This is a genomic window from Sulfitobacter sp. OXR-159 (assembly GCF_034377145.1).
Lineage (GTDB): Bacteria > Pseudomonadota > Alphaproteobacteria > Rhodobacterales > Rhodobacteraceae > Sulfitobacter.
Genome location: NZ_CP139707.1, coordinates 2,532,347 through 2,547,851 on the forward strand (window position 1 = coordinate 2,532,347; position 15,505 = coordinate 2,547,851).

The 15,505-nt window shown below is 59.6% G+C and carries 15 protein-coding genes; 8 read left to right on the top strand and 7 right to left on the bottom strand.

The window, feature by feature from the left end; all coding sequences use genetic code 11:
- Window positions 1-3: 3 nt before the first annotated feature.
- Window positions 4-603 (bottom strand): uracil-DNA glycosylase family protein, encoded by a 600-nt coding sequence (locus tag T8A63_RS12990; RefSeq protein ID WP_322344047.1) that lies wholly within the window; start codon window positions 601-603, stop codon window positions 4-6.
- A gap of 109 nt (window positions 604-712) precedes the next feature.
- On the opposite strand from T8A63_RS12990, the gene T8A63_RS12995 reads away from it, so the two are divergent.
- The 3 genes from T8A63_RS12995 to T8A63_RS13005 are packed head-to-tail and all read left to right on the top strand — an operon-like array spanning window position 713 to window position 2,986.
- Window positions 713-1,054: an ArsR/SmtB family transcription factor gene (locus T8A63_RS12995; RefSeq protein WP_067939079.1), complete on the top strand. Its 342-nt coding sequence runs from the start codon at window positions 713-715 to the stop codon at window positions 1,052-1,054.
- A complete protein-coding gene (locus T8A63_RS13000; RefSeq protein ID WP_067939083.1) occupies window positions 1,047-2,078 on the top strand; it encodes a permease in 1,032 nt (343 codons plus the stop codon). The genes T8A63_RS12995 and T8A63_RS13000 overlap by 8 nt, the downstream gene beginning before the upstream one ends.
- The gene (locus T8A63_RS13005; RefSeq protein WP_322344048.1) at window positions 2,078-2,986 is read left to right on the top strand and encodes a cation diffusion facilitator family transporter; all 909 of its coding nucleotides are present in this window, start codon (window positions 2,078-2,080) and stop codon (window positions 2,984-2,986) included. The genes T8A63_RS13000 and T8A63_RS13005 overlap by 1 nt, the downstream gene beginning before the upstream one ends.
- A 171-nt stretch (window positions 2,987-3,157) precedes the next feature.
- Here the strand turns inward: T8A63_RS13005 and T8A63_RS13010 are convergent, their stop codons facing one another.
- Window positions 3,158-4,201: an IS5 family transposase gene (locus T8A63_RS13010; RefSeq protein ID WP_174857890.1), complete on the bottom strand. Its 1,044-nt coding sequence runs from the start codon at window positions 4,199-4,201 to the stop codon at window positions 3,158-3,160.
- Window positions 4,202-4,303: 102 nt separating this feature from the next.
- Window positions 4,304-5,779, bottom strand: coding sequence for a sensor histidine kinase (locus T8A63_RS13015; RefSeq protein WP_067628987.1), 1,476 nt, complete (start codon window positions 5,777-5,779; stop codon window positions 4,304-4,306).
- 423 nt (window positions 5,780-6,202) lie between these two features.
- Between T8A63_RS13015 and T8A63_RS13020 the strand changes: the two genes are divergently transcribed.
- From T8A63_RS13020 to T8A63_RS13040, 5 genes are all read left to right on the top strand, one after another.
- Window positions 6,203-6,796: an acyl-homoserine-lactone synthase gene (locus tag T8A63_RS13020; protein WP_322345727.1), complete on the top strand. Its 594-nt coding sequence runs from the start codon at window positions 6,203-6,205 to the stop codon at window positions 6,794-6,796.
- Window positions 6,797-7,040: 244 nt separating this feature from the next.
- Entirely contained in the window at window positions 7,041-7,700 is a 660-nt protein-coding gene (locus T8A63_RS13025; protein ID WP_067628983.1) for an ABC transporter ATP-binding protein, read from the top strand.
- Complete coding sequence (locus T8A63_RS13030) at window positions 7,678-9,414, top strand: capsule biosynthesis protein (protein WP_322344049.1); 1,737 nt, start codon at window positions 7,678-7,680, stop codon at window positions 9,412-9,414. Before T8A63_RS13025 ends, T8A63_RS13030 begins: the two co-directional genes overlap by 23 nt.
- Complete coding sequence (gene kdsA, locus T8A63_RS13035) at window positions 9,411-10,244, top strand: 3-deoxy-8-phosphooctulonate synthase (protein WP_067626052.1); 834 nt, start codon at window positions 9,411-9,413, stop codon at window positions 10,242-10,244. Before T8A63_RS13030 ends, kdsA begins: the two co-directional genes overlap by 4 nt.
- 27 nt (window positions 10,245-10,271) lie before the next feature.
- Complete coding sequence (locus tag T8A63_RS13040; RefSeq protein WP_300055231.1) at window positions 10,272-11,768, top strand: phosphomannomutase/phosphoglucomutase; 1,497 nt, start codon at window positions 10,272-10,274, stop codon at window positions 11,766-11,768.
- Window positions 11,769-11,845: 77 nt separating this feature from the next.
- Here the strand turns inward: T8A63_RS13040 and T8A63_RS13045 are convergent, their stop codons facing one another.
- From T8A63_RS13045 to rpsA, 4 genes are all read right to left on the bottom strand, one after another.
- A complete protein-coding gene (locus T8A63_RS13045) occupies window positions 11,846-12,493 on the bottom strand; it encodes a phosphoribosylanthranilate isomerase (RefSeq protein WP_067626056.1) in 648 nt (215 codons plus the stop codon).
- 9 nt (window positions 12,494-12,502) lie between these two features.
- Complete coding sequence (locus T8A63_RS13050) at window positions 12,503-12,853, bottom strand: lipopolysaccharide assembly protein LapA domain-containing protein (protein WP_067626059.1); 351 nt, start codon at window positions 12,851-12,853, stop codon at window positions 12,503-12,505.
- Window positions 12,853-13,137 (bottom strand): integration host factor subunit beta, encoded by a 285-nt coding sequence (ihfB, locus tag T8A63_RS13055; RefSeq protein WP_067626061.1) that lies wholly within the window; start codon window positions 13,135-13,137, stop codon window positions 12,853-12,855. Before ihfB ends, T8A63_RS13050 begins: the two co-directional genes overlap by 1 nt.
- A gap of 284 nt (window positions 13,138-13,421) precedes the next feature.
- Entirely contained in the window at window positions 13,422-15,365 is a 1,944-nt protein-coding gene (rpsA, locus tag T8A63_RS13060) for a 30S ribosomal protein S1 (protein ID WP_322344050.1), read from the bottom strand.
- Between the last annotated feature and the right edge of the window lie 140 nt (window positions 15,366-15,505).

A 15,505-nucleotide genomic window follows, 5' to 3' on the forward strand; every position in this document is an offset into this window, starting at 1 on the left:
GGGTCAGTTTGGGGCTCGGTCATTCATCACCTCGGACACGGGGGCGCGCAGACGGGGGAGGACCTCTTCCGCGAACCAGGGATTCTTGTTCAACCATCCGGTATTGCGCCACGACGGATGAGGCAAGGCAAAGACCCCCGGCGGATGATCGCGCCACCCCGCCACGGCCTCGGTCACATTGCGAAATCCGGGAAGGTGATATTTCATCGCATAGGCCCCGATCAGCACCGTCAGACGCAGGTCGGGCAGCATCTCAAGCACCGGTTTGCGCCATGTCTGCGCACAGATACGCGGCGGCGGCAGGTCACTGCCCTTGGCGTCATAGCCCGGAAAGCAAAAGCCCATCGGCACGATGGCCACACGGTTGCGGTCATAAAATGTCGCCTCATCCAGCCCCAACCAGTCGCGCAGGCGGCTGCCGGACATGTCCCAGAACGGCTTTCCCGCCTCATGCACCCGTTTGCCGGGCGCTTGGCTGGCAATAAGCAGCCGCGCGCCGGGTTTGAACCAGACGATGGGCCGTGGGCGATGCTGGGTCGCCGTCACGGCAAAACGCTCGGCACAAAGGCGACAGGCCGCCAGATCATCTCGGATATCCTTCATGAGGAGGAGATAAGCGGTAGGGCCGAAAGATAAAGGGCCGTAGCAGATCACTTCGACAAATATCGAAATAAAGCTTGCGCTAAGCTGACATTTCGATATTTCTAGAATCATGAAACAAGAATCCGCAACCCCCGCCCTCACCCTCGCCGCCAGCAGCTTTGCAGCACTTGGATCGGAACAGCGCCTCTTGATGCTGCGCACCTTGGTGCGCGCCGGATCGGCGGGGCTGAGCATCGGCACGCTGGGCGAACGCACCGGGGTGACCGGCTCGACCCTGACGCATCACCTGAAACTCTTGGCCTCTGCCGGATTGGTGAAACAAGAAAAGCAAGGCCGCAGCACAATTTGCGCCGCCGTCGCCTATGAAGAAGTGCGGGCGCTGGCGAATTTCCTGCTCACCGAATGCTGCGCAGACGCAATCAACGAATGTACGGAGCGTGATCATGGCTGAAACCACGCAATCCCCTCCCGTGCTCCATCGACTGGCGTTTTTGAAAGGCGCTTGGGGCATCACCTTGGCTCTTCTTGCCCTCATCGCCCTGCTGGATCCCCCGCAAATCGTGCCGACCGTTATCTTCACCGCCGAAGCGCTTTTGGGCACCGCCCCGTTCATCGCCTTCGCCGTGCTGGCCGTGGCATATCTCAAAGCCAGCGGCGCCGAGAGCCTGCTCGCCCGCGCATTTGAGGGCAATCCGGCCCGGATGGTGGTCATGGCCGCCGCCCTTGGCGGGCTGTCGCCCTTTTGCAGCTGCGAGGTGATCCCCTTTATCGCTGCCCTGCTCGCCGTTGGCGCCCCGCTGGGTGCGGTTATGGCCTTCTGGCTTGCCTCCCCCTTGATGGATCCGGCCATGTTCGCGATCACCTCCGGCACGCTGGGGTTCGATTTCGCCGTGGCGAAAACCATCGCAGCACTCGGCGTTGGCATGGTCGGCGGCTTCACCGTATTGGCTCTATCGCGGACCCCGCTCTTTAATGATCCGCTGCGCGCCCAGCCCGCGAAAAGCAGCTGCTGTTCTTCGGCCAAACCCTTCTCCGGCGCGCCGGTTTGGAAGTTTTGGCAAGACGCCGATCGCCGGGCAAGTTTCAACGACACGGCGCTGACCAACGCGCTGTTCCTCGTGAAATGGCTTACGCTCGCCTATGTGGTCGAAGCCTTGATGCTGACCTACGTGCCCGCAGAATGGATCGCCAATATCTTGGGCGGCACCGGGATCATGCCCATTATCCTCGGCGCTTTGGTGGGGGCACCGGCCTATCTCAACGGCTATGCCGCCGTGCCACTGATCGACGCGCTGCTGGCCCAAGGCATGACCCAAGGCGCGGCCATGTCCTTTGTCATCGCAGGCGGGGTAAGCTGCATTCCGGCGGCCATCGCAGTCTGGGCGCTGGTCAAACCGCATGTCTTTGCCGCCTACCTTGCCTTTGCCTTTGTTGGCGCCATCTTCGCGGGCATGGCTTGGCAATGGGTGGCATAATGGGGCACGGACATCATCACCACGTTGATCCCGAAAGCGGCGACGGCAAGGTCGCCGCCGCGGTCGGGATCAACATCGTCCTGACGGTGGCCCAAGTCATCGGCGGGATCGTGGCGGGCAGCCTGTCGCTCATTGCTGATGCCCTGCATAATTTCAGCGATGCCATAGCGTTGATCATCGCCTTTGCCGCGCGCAAGATCGCTCGCCGCCCGGCAGATGCGCAAATGACCTTTGGCTATGGCAGGATTGAGGCGGTGGCCGCATTGGTCAATTACACGACCCTGATCGTGATCGGTCTCTATCTTGTCTACGAAGCTGTGCTGCGGTTCTATGATCCCTCCCCCGTCGCCGGGTGGATCATTGTCATAGTCGCAGGCATCGCGCTGCTGTTCGACCTGGGCACGGCGGCGCTGACCTACCGCCTGTCGAAGTCCAGCGTGAACATCCGGGCCGCCTTTTTGCACAATCTGGCCGATGCGCTCGGCTCAGTCGCCGTGATCGTGGCTGGCAGCGCCGTGATTCTCTTTGGCTGGCATTGGGTTGATCCGGCAGCCACCTTGCTCATCGCGGGCTATATCCTCTGGCAATCCTTCACCGAAATGCCGGGCGTTGTGCGTATCCTGATGCTGGGCAGCCCGCCTGACATCGATGCCCATGCGGTGATCGCCACGATCAAAGACATTCCCGGCGTCGCCTCTGTTCACCATCTTCATCTTTGGATGATGGATGAACATGCCGCGGCGGTGGATGCCCATGTGGTGCTGACGGCAGAAACCCAAGCTACGCCTGCCGGGATTCGGGACCAGATCAAAGCGGCGCTGGCAGAACGCTACCACCTGCACCACAGCACGCTGGAAATGGAAAACGCACAGCAGTGCTGCGCGGAAGCGAAGGTCATCGGTCACTAAAGGGCACCTCGATTTTTGAACAATTTTTGGTAGTTTGGCGGCGCGGGCGGCCTGAAGCAGGATCGTGGCTTTCGTCTGGCAATTGGCAGAGCCTCGCAACCGCTGTATTGCGGCCTTCAAGCCTTGTTTGTCATGCTTTGACGCGTGATCGGTTCTTGGATCGCCCGGTATTCACGCCGGACACGGGTTGATGCGGCGCAGTTGAACGAGGCGTCGCATGTTATATGCGAGGTTCTTCATCCCGATCCTAGCCTTGGCTCGCACCAGACCAATGCTACGCACAAGGGTGCCACCCATGTCGTTGGTCTGTGCGCCGAATACATGTTCCACCCGGACCCGAACGGTGGATTTGGTCCGATTGCTGCCCTTGGCCTGATCTGTGAGAGGTTTGCCGCGTTTCCCCTTACGGTGGATGTGACTTTTCAGCTTCCGCGCGCGCAATTTCGCCTCCGTCTCCTCGGACCGATAGGCCGCATCCGCCCACACACCGGAGCCGGTATTGCCTCGCATCAGCAGGTGATCCACCGCTTGACTGTCATGCAGCGCGGCATCGCTGACGTGATAGCGCCGGACCAGCTTGTGCTTTCGGTCGACGTTCACATGGTTCTTGTAGCCGTAATGGCTCTTGCCGTGCTTTTTCGTCCAGCGCGCGTCCACGTCCTTCTGGCTGCGCTTGGCGGGCTTGTTTTCCCAATGCTCGGGGTTCTCGCCCTTCTTGATTGACGCGTTCTCGTCGCGCGTGTTGTGATTGCGCGGCACCGCCACAATAGAGGCATCAAGAATTTGCCCACCCCGAGCGATATACCCCTGCCGCGCCAAATACCCGTCAAATTGACGAAACAGCTCTTCCACCTTGCCCGCCTGCGCCAGCGCATCGCGATACAGCCACACCGTCTTTGCATCCGGCACCCGGTCCGCAAGGCTAAGTCCCAGAAACCTCATAAAGGACAGCCGGTCACGGACCTGATATTCGATCTGATCGTCCGACAGGTTGTAGAGTGCGCTCAGCACCAGCGTCTTGAACATCAGCACAGTGTCCATCGGCTTGCGGCCTGCGCGCGACTTGCGCTCCGCATCAGGCTTGCGCCAAACCTCATCCAAAATAGAACGAAACTCCTCCCACGGCACGACCGCATCGATCTCAACCAATGGGTCCTTCTTCGCGTCAAGGCTCGCATAGCGGTCGGAAAGATCAAAGAAACCCATCTGCGTCATTGCCGTCTCCCCTGTGCCGGTTCGTCCCATCAAAGATAACGCAGCACCGGGGTTGGGGCAATTTTTAGAGGTGCCCTAAAGACGGGCCGGGCCGCCGCGAACCTAGGCCGCGGCCCGATCCCCGGAGGGTTTCTGGGGCTCTTCATCGCCGATCGGCCCGTCCCCGTTGACCATATCTTTGACATGTATCCCATGCGCCAGCTCGCGCCCGGACCCATTGCCCAACGGCATATCGATATAGAACGTCGTGCCGGGGCCCGCGTTTTTGAAGTAGTCGATCTGACCGCCCAAGGCTTCGATGATCCGCTTGGAGATGTTCATGCCCAGACCGGTGCCACCCACGGCGCGCTGGTCAGACGAGTCGATCTGGGAGAATTCGTCAAAGACCTTCTCCCGCTTGGATTCCGCAAGGCCGATCCCCTCATCAATCACGCTGATCCGCACCTTATCCTCGTGCTTGACGGAGGTGACCTTCACCGTCGACCCCGCGGGCGAGAATTTGGCCGCATTGGACAGAAGGTTGGACATCACCTGCTGCAGGCGTTTTTCATCGGTGGCAATTCCCGCCGCATCCGAAGGCTTGGCATAGCGCAGCGTCACGCCCAAGTTGCCTGCAAAGGCCTGATTAAGCTCAATCGCGTCTTCGATAATCGTTTGCACTTCAAGCGGTTCGATATCAAAGCTCACCTTGCCCGCCTCGAACTTTTGCAGGTCGAGAATCTCGTTAATGATCGACGTGAGCCGCGCCGAATTGCGCTGCGCGATCTTCAAGACCTTCTCCATCTGCGGGGTCATTTCACCCAGAACCCCGGCGCAGGCCATATCGAGCGACCCTTTGATCGATGTCATCGGCGTGCGCAGCTCGTGGCTAATGGTCGAAACGAATTCGGTTTTTACCTTAAACGCGATCTTGGTCTTCTCATGCTCTGCTTTCAACTCTTCCAACTGGCGCAGGTTGGTGCGGTACATTTTCATGAAGATACGCGAGCAATCGACGATGAAATAAAGCACGAAGACCACGGTGAACAACTGGGTCCAGAGCTCGGACTCTATGCTCGCTCCGGTGCGGACGATGTCCCAGATTGGAATGAACAGGAATGTCGCCCCATAGATCGCAAGCCGCAGCATCAACACTGGCAGGATATGATGGTTGTTCATCGACGCAAAAAGCGCTGCCGCGAATAGGAAGAACAGCGGCAGGAAATGGGTCGTCGCCCCCTGCTGAAGCGCAATCCCAAGCGCGAAATAGCTGATCACCCCGGCGCTTAGCACCGTCCCGAGGTAGATGCGGTTCATGAACAACCGCGCCAAACGGGGGCTGCGCCCGCGCCACCGGGTGATGCGCAAGAAGAGAAGGTAGTCAAAGGTCTCGGAAATCGCGATAAAGATCAACGTCGTGATCGACAGCCAAAGTTCGTAGTAGAAAGCGGACAGGCAAATGGCCGCCGCAAAAATCATTTGCCGCTGCCAGAACAGGTTAACGCCGACTTGGGAATAATCCCGCATCTGCTGCACCTTAGTCGCGTCAGCGAGATGCGGCGTATGAATCGGCCCGTATGTTACTTTTTCCTGCGACATCGCTCTCGTTTTCTTCGGTCGGCTGCTCGAATGTCAGCATTCTGCCGACAAACGCCCTTAACATGTTGCATTTCGGCATCTTCGCACATGTTAGACGCGATCTTCCCCACTTCTACACCCGGAAATGGGACATAAGTATGGCCATTTCATGCAACTAGAGGTTAGCCTCTTGATAAGAGTTATTTTTACAGCGAATTTTCGAGGTCAAACATGAGTCTGCAAGGACGGAGCTTCAGTGGGAAATCTTGGCAGGATGTTCTTCCCGAACTGACGCCACAAGACGCTAAAGCGTTGGAAATTAAAAATAATCGCTTCCCCCGTAAACTCCTTGGCCCCAAAGCGGCTGAACCTGATCCCTACAGCCCAGAGGCCCTCGCCCGGGCCAATCCGTACATGCGCGCCACAACTTTGTCGTTTTTAAACATGCATCAGCACGGTGAATTATTCGTCAATTTCCTCCGGGCCCGACGCCGAATCTTTATCGATGACAAGCAATGGGATCTCCCTCAGGTTGATGGGATGGAGTTTGACCAATACGACACGCCCCGCGCGCGCTGGATCGTTCTGCACGAGTATGGAGAGGTCATGGGCGGTGTGCGTTTGATGCCCACCACCTCGACCTGCGCGCAGTACAGCTACATGCTGCGCGATGCGCAGCTCGGGATGCTGCCGGACATTCCGCAGGACGTGCTGTTTTTCAAAGCGCCCGTCCGCGATGACATCTGGGAAGCCACCCGCCTTTTCCTGACCAGCGCGGTCCCCGCGCAGCGCCGCATTGTCGTGCAACGTATGCTCATGAACCAAATGGCCGGTGCCGCCTATGCCATGGGCGCAAGCCACGTTTTGGGCATCGTGCCTGCCACCTTTAGCCGGTGGATGACCCGGCTTGGCCTGATGAGCGCCGTGCCTGTAGGCCCTGTGCAAAACATCGACGGTGACCGTACGCAGGCGGCCTTGATGAACGTCAGCTACATCGGCGAGATGACCCCGACCGAAAGCACCCACACGCTGCATTGACCAGCGCACCGAGTGCTGCGCCGATGAGCAAGCCGACATCGCCCCGGCGGCTTGCCCAGCGACCGCGCTACAGGCGGCGGTTTGAGCCGCCGCAGCGCTGCTCGTGCCCTGCCCGCACGGCGACTTGCGGCGGCCACCGCCAGCATTTCGACATATTGTGGTCAAATTCGGTGAATAAACGGTTAAGGTACCTCTGATACAAGAGGCGCCGAGAGGCCGCGCTCAGCACCAACCGGAGCAGGGAATGCTGGAATTTGAAAATGTGTCCAAGTCCTTTTGGACGGGATCGCAGCACAAGGTCATCCTTGACCGGGTGTCTTTTCGCGTGGAACTTGGCAAGTCCTTGGGCATTCTGGCCCCCAACGGCACCGGCAAAACCACCCTGATCAACATGATGGCCGGGCTTGAGAAACCGGATGATGGTGAGATCAGGCGCAGCTGTAACATCTCGTTTCCATTGGGTTTTATGGGTGGCGTCGTCAACAAAGTCTCAGCCATGGAAAACGCCCGCTATATCGCGCGGCTCTATGGGCTTGACCCGGATTACGTCGAAAGTTTTTGCCGCTGGCTGTGCGGCTTGGGCGAATATTTCGACCAACCGCTTGGCACCTATTCCGCGGGGATGCGGGCGCGGTTCTCTTTCGCGCTGATGCTGGCGCTGGATTTTGACATCTATCTGATTGACGAAGGCATGCCCGGCACGACAGACGTAGAGTTCAACCGCAAGGCGGGCGACATTCTGAAAGAACGGCTGCAAACCACGACGATCATCATCGTTTCGCATCAGGCCCATACGCTTGAAAAGTTCGCCCGCTCCGCCGCTGTCCTTTTGGATGGTAAATTACATATGTTCGACACCTTGGAAGAAGCGAAACAGCTCTATGACTACGAAACCCAAGGCTAGGAAATTCCGCATCCGCAAGGCACCGCCGCCCGCGGCCTCCGGCGCATCGCCGAGCAGTGCAGCGAAAGCGCAGGCACCGCAGACCGATGCCGAAAAGGCCGAGAGAACGGCCAAGCTGCGCGCCGTGGCCGATGCAACGCAGGTAGAACCGTCGTACAGCAAGGAAGCCTTGGAACATGCCGCGCGCAGCGGCAAAACCTCGGATCCTGAAAGCCCCCGCAGCGGAGAGGTGTCGTCGGCCAAGGAAGTGTCGGCCGAGCAGGATATCGACGCGATCCGCCGCGAAGGGCTGACGGGCCGCCAATTGCGCATGGCGCGCCGCGTGGCGCAGAAACACGGGCTGGCACCGACCTCAGATTTCGACGCGGTGCGCCTTTTGCGCGCCAAGGGGATCGACCCGTTTCAGCGGTCCAACATGCTGGAACTCGTGGTGCCGCAATCGGGCGATCAGGGCGGCAACGCTCTGCCCGCCACCCGTGGGCAGCCCGGCGACGCAAAGGTGCAGCTGCCGCAGACCACCCCGCGCGGCCCCCGCGGCCTGCCCTCGACCGATGTGAGCCCCGCAGAACGCCGCCAGCGCGAGATTTCGGATATTCAGCGCGACATCACCCGCCGCCGTCGCCGTAAAGCGGCTATGCTGATGGTGCGGCTCGCTTTCTTTGTCATGCTGCCGACCTTCGCGGCGGGCTATTATTTCTACAAAATCGCCACGCCGATGTATGCCACTGAAAGCCAGTTTCTGATCATCCAGAACGAAGGCGGCGGCGGCACCAGCCCCTTTGGCGGGTTACTGCCCACGCAATTCGCCAATAGCGCAGACAGCATCGCCACGCAGGCCTATCTGCAATCGAAAGACGCAATGCTCCGCCTTGATGAGGACGCAGGCTTTCGCACGCATTTCGCAGACCCGCAGATCGACGCGATCCAACGGCTTTCGGAAAACCCCACCAATGAGGAATCCTACAAGACCTACAAAAAGAACGTCAAAATCGGCTATGATCCGACCGAAGGCGTGATCCGGATGGAGGTCATCGCCGCCGATCCAGAGGTGTCGGAAGAATTCTCGAAACGCCTGCTCACCTATGCCGAAGAGCGGGTCAACGACCTGAGCAAGCAAAAGCGCGAAGACGGCATGCGTGACGCGCTCGAAGGCTATGAGACCGCGCAGACAAACCGCCGCGCGGCACAAGAAGCGCTGATCAAACTGCAGGTCGACAACAACGTCGATCCCGAAGCGATGATCGCCTCGATCCGGACCCAGATCACCAATTACGAAACCCTGTTGATTGAAAAAGAACTCGAACTCGCCGCTCTGCTCGACAACCAACGCCCGAACCAAGCCAAGGTCGACGGCGCGCGCGGCGATGTGCGGCGGCTTCGCGAACAGCTGACCAAACTGCGCGAACGCATGACCGCCGCCAACGAAGGCGAAAACTCGCTGGCGCAACAGGCGGTCGCGGCGCAGCTTGCGCAGGCCGATCTGGCCGCCGCCGACATGGTGCTGCAAAGCGCGCAAACCGCAATGGAGCAAGCCCGAACCGAGGCCGGGCGGCAGGTACGCTACCTCACCGTGGCCGTAAACCCCGTGGCCCCGGACGAGGCGACCTACCCCCGCAAGTTCGAAAACACGATATTGGCTTTCCTTATCTTTGCAGGCATCTACCTGATGTTGTCCCTGACAGCGTCCATTCTAAGAGAACAGGTAACTTCATGACCCAGCTGCGCATTGGCAACCTGACCGTCGGCAACGACCGTCCCCTCACCGTGATCGCTGGCCCCTGCCAGTTGGAGAGCGAAGACCACGCGCAGATGATCGCAGGCATCCTGAAAGAAGCCTGTGACGCGGCTGGCGCGCAGTTCATCTTCAAGGCCAGCTATGACAAGGCCAACCGCACCTCCCTCTCGGGCAAGCGCGGTTTGGGCATTGAAAAGGGTCTGCAAGTCCTGCAATCCGTGGCCCGCGCCAATGATGTGCCTGTGCTGACGGATGTGCATAACGAAGCGCAATGCGCCCAGGCTGGTGAAGTGGTCGACGTGCTGCAGATCCCTGCGTTTCTCTGCCGCCAGACCGATATCCTGCTGGCCGCTGGCGAGACGGGCAAGGCCGTGAACGTCAAGAAGGGCCAGTTCCTCGCCCCTTGGGAGATGCAGAACATCGTCGACAAGATCGAAAGCACCGGCAATAAGAACATCCTCTTGACCGAGCGCGGCACGACCTTTGGATACAACACGTTGGTTGCCGACATGCGCAGCCTGCCGCAGATGGCCCAAACCGGCTATCCGGTGGTGATGGACGCGACACATTCCGTCGCGCAGCCGGGTGGCAAGGGCGGCTCTTCGGGCGGGCAGCGTGAGTTTGCCCCGGTCATGGCCCGGGCAGCTGCCGCCATCGGCGTTGCGGCGATCTTCATGGAAACCCACGAAGACCCCGACCGCGCCCCCAGTGACGGGCCCAATATGATCTACCTCGACCAGATGCCGGGGCTGATCAATCTGCTGATGCAATTCGATGCGCTGGCAAAAAGCCATCCGCTGACTTTCTAAATTTATCCCAAAAAGCGAGTATTTGACGTGAGTAAACCGGCCTCCACCGTGACCCCGAACACTTGGGAATTTCTCCGCGATGCGATGATCACCCCGACAGGCTTTCGCGAGTATGACGCGCGTTGGAAATATCCTGACGACATCAACCTGCCCGGCATCACCGCGCTTGGCCTTGGCCTTGGCACGCAGATGCACGCGCGCGGGATCGAGCCTGTCATCGCCGTGGGCAATGACTATCGCGACTATTCGCTGTCGATCAAAAATGCTCTGATGCTTGGGCTGATGCAGGCCGGGATCACGGTCAAGGACATCGGCCCCGCCCTTTCCCCCATGGCCTATTTCGCGCAGTTCCACCTTGATGCTCCGGCGGTCGCCATGGTCACCGCCAGCCACAACCCGAACGGCTGGACCGGCGTCAAAATGGGCTTCCAGCGCCCCCTGACCCACGGCCCCGATGAGATGGGCGAGCTGCGCGACATCGTCCTGAATGGCCGAGGCGAGAAGCGCCCGGGCGGCGCCTATGAGTTCGTCGACGGCGTGCGCGAAGCCTACCTCGACGATCTGGTGGGGGATTTCAAGATGACCCGCAAGCTCAAGGTCGTCTGCGCCACTGGCAACGGCACCGCCTCGGCCTTCGCGCCTGAGCTGTTCCGCCGTCTGGGGGTCGAAGTTGTCGATAGCCACAACACGCTCGATTACACCTTCCCCCACTACAACCCGAACCCCGAAGCCATGGAAATGCTGCATGACATGGCCGACAGTGTCCGCGCTTCCGGTGCTGATTTCGCGCTTGGTTTCGACGGTGACGGCGACCGCTGCGGTGTGGTGGACGATGAAGGCGAAGAGATCTTTGCCGACAAAATGGGCGTCATCATGGCCCGCGATCTGGTGAAACTTCACCCCAACAGCACCTTCGTCGCGGATGTGAAATCCACCGGGCTCTTTGCCTCTGACCCTGAGTTGCAGAAACACGGGGCCAAGGCCGACTACTGGAAAACCGGCCACAGCCACATGAAGCGCCGCGTCAAAGAACTGGGCGCGCTGGCGGGCTTTGAGAAATCCGGCCACTATTTCTTGGCCGAGCCGATCGGCCGTGGCTATGACTGCGGCATGCGCGTGGCCGTGGAAATCTGCAAGCTGATGGACCGCAACCCGGACATGTCCATGTCCGACCTGCGCCGCGCCCTGCCCCAAACTTGGGCCACGCCAACCATGTCGCCCTACGCCGCGGACACCGAGAAATACGACATCCTCGAGCGTCTGGTTGAAAAGCTGGTCGCCAAAGCAGAGGCCGGAGACAAGATTGGCGGGCGCGCTATTGCCGAGGTGATCACCGTGAACGGCGCGCGCGTCATGCTCGACAACGGCGGCTGGGGCCTCGTGCGGGCGTCGTCCAACACGCCGAACCTTGTCGTGGTTTGCGAAAGCCCCGAATCCGAAGCCGAAATGCGCGCCATCTTTGCCGATATCGACGCAGTGATCCGAACCGAGCCGGGCGTCGGCGACTACGATCAATCGATCTGATCCGGCCCTTCGGCGACTTGAATAAGAAAGGCCCGGGGCAATGCCACCGGGCCTTTTTTCTTTTGATCTGAAAGGACTTACTTAAGCGCCGCTTCGCAAAAGGCGCGAATACGCTCCGCATCCTTCACACCCGGCGCACTTTCAACGCTAGAGGACACATCGACCTGCCGCGCCCCGGTAAGGGCAATCGCCTCTCCGACGTTGTCTGCATTCAAACCACCGGCGAGCATCCAAGGCTTCGGCCAGCGCCGCCCTGCGATCAGCCGCCAGTCAAATGCCAAACCGTTCCCACCGGGCAGAACCGCGTCCTTCGGCGGTTTGGCATCGACCAAAAGCTGATCCGCGACCGTCACATAGTCGTTCAGCACCGCCAAATCAGCGCGGTCCGCCACGCCGACGGCCTTCATCACCGGCAGCCCATACCGGGCCTTGACCTCGGCCACCCGCGCGGGGCTTTCGCTGCCGTGAAGCTGTAGCATGTCGAGAAACGGCACCGCCGCGAGCAGCGCATCAAGCGCTGCATCATCCGCGTTGACGGTCAGTGCGACTTTGCAAATGCCATCTGGAACCGCTTCCGTCATATGGGCTGCGGCCTCAAGTGACAGATGGCGGGGGGATTTTTCGAAAAAGACAAAGCCCAGTGTCCGTGCGCCCGCCAAAAGGGCGGCGGGCACATCCGCGGGGTCGGTCAAACCGCAAATTTTTACGTTAACATTCTCGGGCATGGGTGGGGTTTAGCCTGCTTCGTCCAGCAGCGCCAGCACCTCATCCTTGCCCTGATGCTTCTCTTCCTTAAGGCGGATCACTTCGCGCTCCAGCCGACGCCGCTCGCGGGCCTGTCGCGCCAGTTCGGCCCGGTGGCCGTGCTCTCGGATCCATTCCCAGACAAAACCAACCAAGAGACCCACGATAATCCCGCCAAGGATTACAATAAAGAGCGGCAGTTCCACGGATGGGTTCACCGCAAACCAACCTGAAATCTCGGTTGGAAGCACCTGAAGTGTCACGATATTTCGGTTCGCCAAGGCAACGGAAACCAGCGCAACCGCGAACAGCGCGATGCAGGCATAACGAATGTAACGCATCAGCTTTTCCCGTTCAGCCGGTCACGCAGCAACTTGCCGGTCTTGAAGAAGGGCACGTGCTTTTCTTCTACGTTCACTGTCTCACCGGTGCGCGGGTTGCGCCCTACGCGGGCATCGCGTTTTTTGACGGAAAAAGCGCCAAAGCCGCGCAGTTCAACCCGGTCCCCACGCGACATGGCGCCCGTGATCTCGTCAAAGACCGTGTTTACGATCCGCTCAACATCACGTTGATAAAGATGCGGATTGTCGTCAGCGATCTTCTGGATCAGTTCCGACCGGATCATGGCACGTCCCCCGAGAATTTATTGATGTCTTAACCGACTATAGGAAATAACGCCCCACACGGGAAGGTGTTCCACCAGCACTGCGATAGATTTTTCGCAGCGAAACCCCTGTTATTTCGGCTTTTTTCCGCCGCATACTGCCCGCGAAGGCCCTGATGCACAGGGATTGGGCGCACATCCCTAATCCCGCTTTGCGATTCGACTGCGGGGCGCGAAGGCAAAAAGGCCCCGCATGTTGCCATGCGGGGCCTTCGCTAACTACACACATTCAACGTTGAATGTGTTTACTCGTCGTCGCCTTTCAGCGCCGCACCAAGGATGTCGCCCAAGCTCGCGCCGGAGTCGGAGGAACCGTACTGCTGTACCGCCTCTTTCTCTTCTGCGATCTCGCGCGCCTTGATGGAGACGCCCAGACGGTGTGCCTTGGCATCAACGTTGGTGATGCGCACGTCAACCTTGTCACCGACCGAGAAACGCTCAGGGCGCTGTTCGGCACGGTCACGGCTGAGGTCGGAACGACGGATGAAGCTCTTCATGCCTTCGTATTCGACTTCGATGCCACCTTCTTCGATGGAGGTCACGGTCACGGTCACGATCGAGCCGCGCTTTACGCCGCCAACGGCTTCGGCGAACTTGTCACCGCCAACGTTCTTGATCGAGAGCGATATGCGCTCTTTCTCAACGTCGACTTCGGAGACGACGGCCTGAACCACGTCACCTTTACGGTAGTCTTGGATCGCTTCTTCGCCGCGCTGGTCCCAGCTGAGGTCGGAGAGGTGAACCATGCCGTCGATGTCGCCCGGCAGGCCGACGAACAGACCGAATTCGGTGATGTTCTTGACTTCGCCTTCGACTTCGGTGCCCTCGGGGTGTGTTTCAGCGAACACTTCCCATGGGTTGCGCATGGTCTGCTTGAGACCAAGGGAAACACGACGCTTGGCGCTGTCGATTTCCAGAACCATGACTTCGACTTCTTGCGAAGTGGACACGATCTTGCCGGGGTGCACGTTCTTCTTGGTCCAAGACATCTCGGACACGTGAACCAGACCTTCAACGCCCGGCTCCAGCTCAACAAATGCGCCGTAATCGGTGATGTTGGTCACACGACCGCTGTGCACGGAGGAAAGCGGGTATTTCGCGCCAACCAGATCCCACGGATCTTCTTGCAACTGCTTCATGCCGAGGCTGATGCGGTGCGTCTCTTTGTTGATCTTGATGACCTGGACCTTGATGGTCTCACCGATCGACAGGATCTCAGAGGGGTGGTTCACGCGGCGCCATGCCATGTCGGTGACGTGCAGCAGACCATCGACGCCGCCAAGGTCAACAAACGCACCGTATTCGGTGATGTTCTTGACCACACCATCGACGGTTTGACCTTCGGTCAGGTTGCCAATGACTTCGGCACGCTGTTCGGCGCGGGACTCTTCGAGGATCGCACGACGCGATACAACGATGTTGCCACGACGGCGATCCATCTTGAGGATCTGGAACGGCTGCTTGAGACCCATGAGCGGGCCCGCGTCGCGCACGGGGCGGACGTCGACTTGGCTGCCGGGCAGGAACGCAACTGCGCCGCCGAGGTCGACGGTGAAGCCGCCTTTGACACGGCCAAAGATCGCGCCTTCGACACGCTCTTCTGCAGCATAGGCTTTTTCCAGACGATCCCAGGCTTCCTCACGGCGGGCCATTTCGCGGCTGATGACAGCTTCGCCACGCGCGTTTTCGACTTGGCGAAGGAAAACTTCGACTTCGTCGCCAACTTCGATTTTGGGGGATTCGCCGGGATCAGCAAATTCTTTGAGCTCAACGCGGCCTTCCATTTTGTAGCCGACGTCGATGATGGCTTGGCCCGCTTCGACAGCGATCACCTTGCCTTTGACGACTGTGCCCTCTTGGGGCGTGTCCATTTCGAAGCTTTCGTTCAGAAGCGCTTCGAATTCGTCCATTGCTTTAGTCATGTAGCTTTTCGTATCCTTATCAAATGTTTCTGGCCGCGCGGTTGTCTCCGCCGGTCTGGAGTTGCAATTGGTCGTCGTGGCGGCACCGTGCAGATCACGCCGGAGAAGCTCCGAAGCAAAGGCACAGCGGTAAACCCGCAGCCGAACGCAAACAAAAGAGGGCCGGTTGGTACCGACCCTGCCCGTTATATCGCGCCCGAAGCTGTAACCGCCCCTTAGACAGGGCGCGTATAGGCCAATTTTGCCGCTCCTGCAAGGGCTATGCATGCGTTTGGCCGGTGATATGCGGGGGTCTGCCGGGTGGAGGCGCTGCGAGGAGTGGCAAAAATCAGGGATGCTCGGCACGATCCACGCGAGCGGAAAAGGCAGGCGGGGCCCGCGACGCCAACGCGCCACCAAGCGCGCCC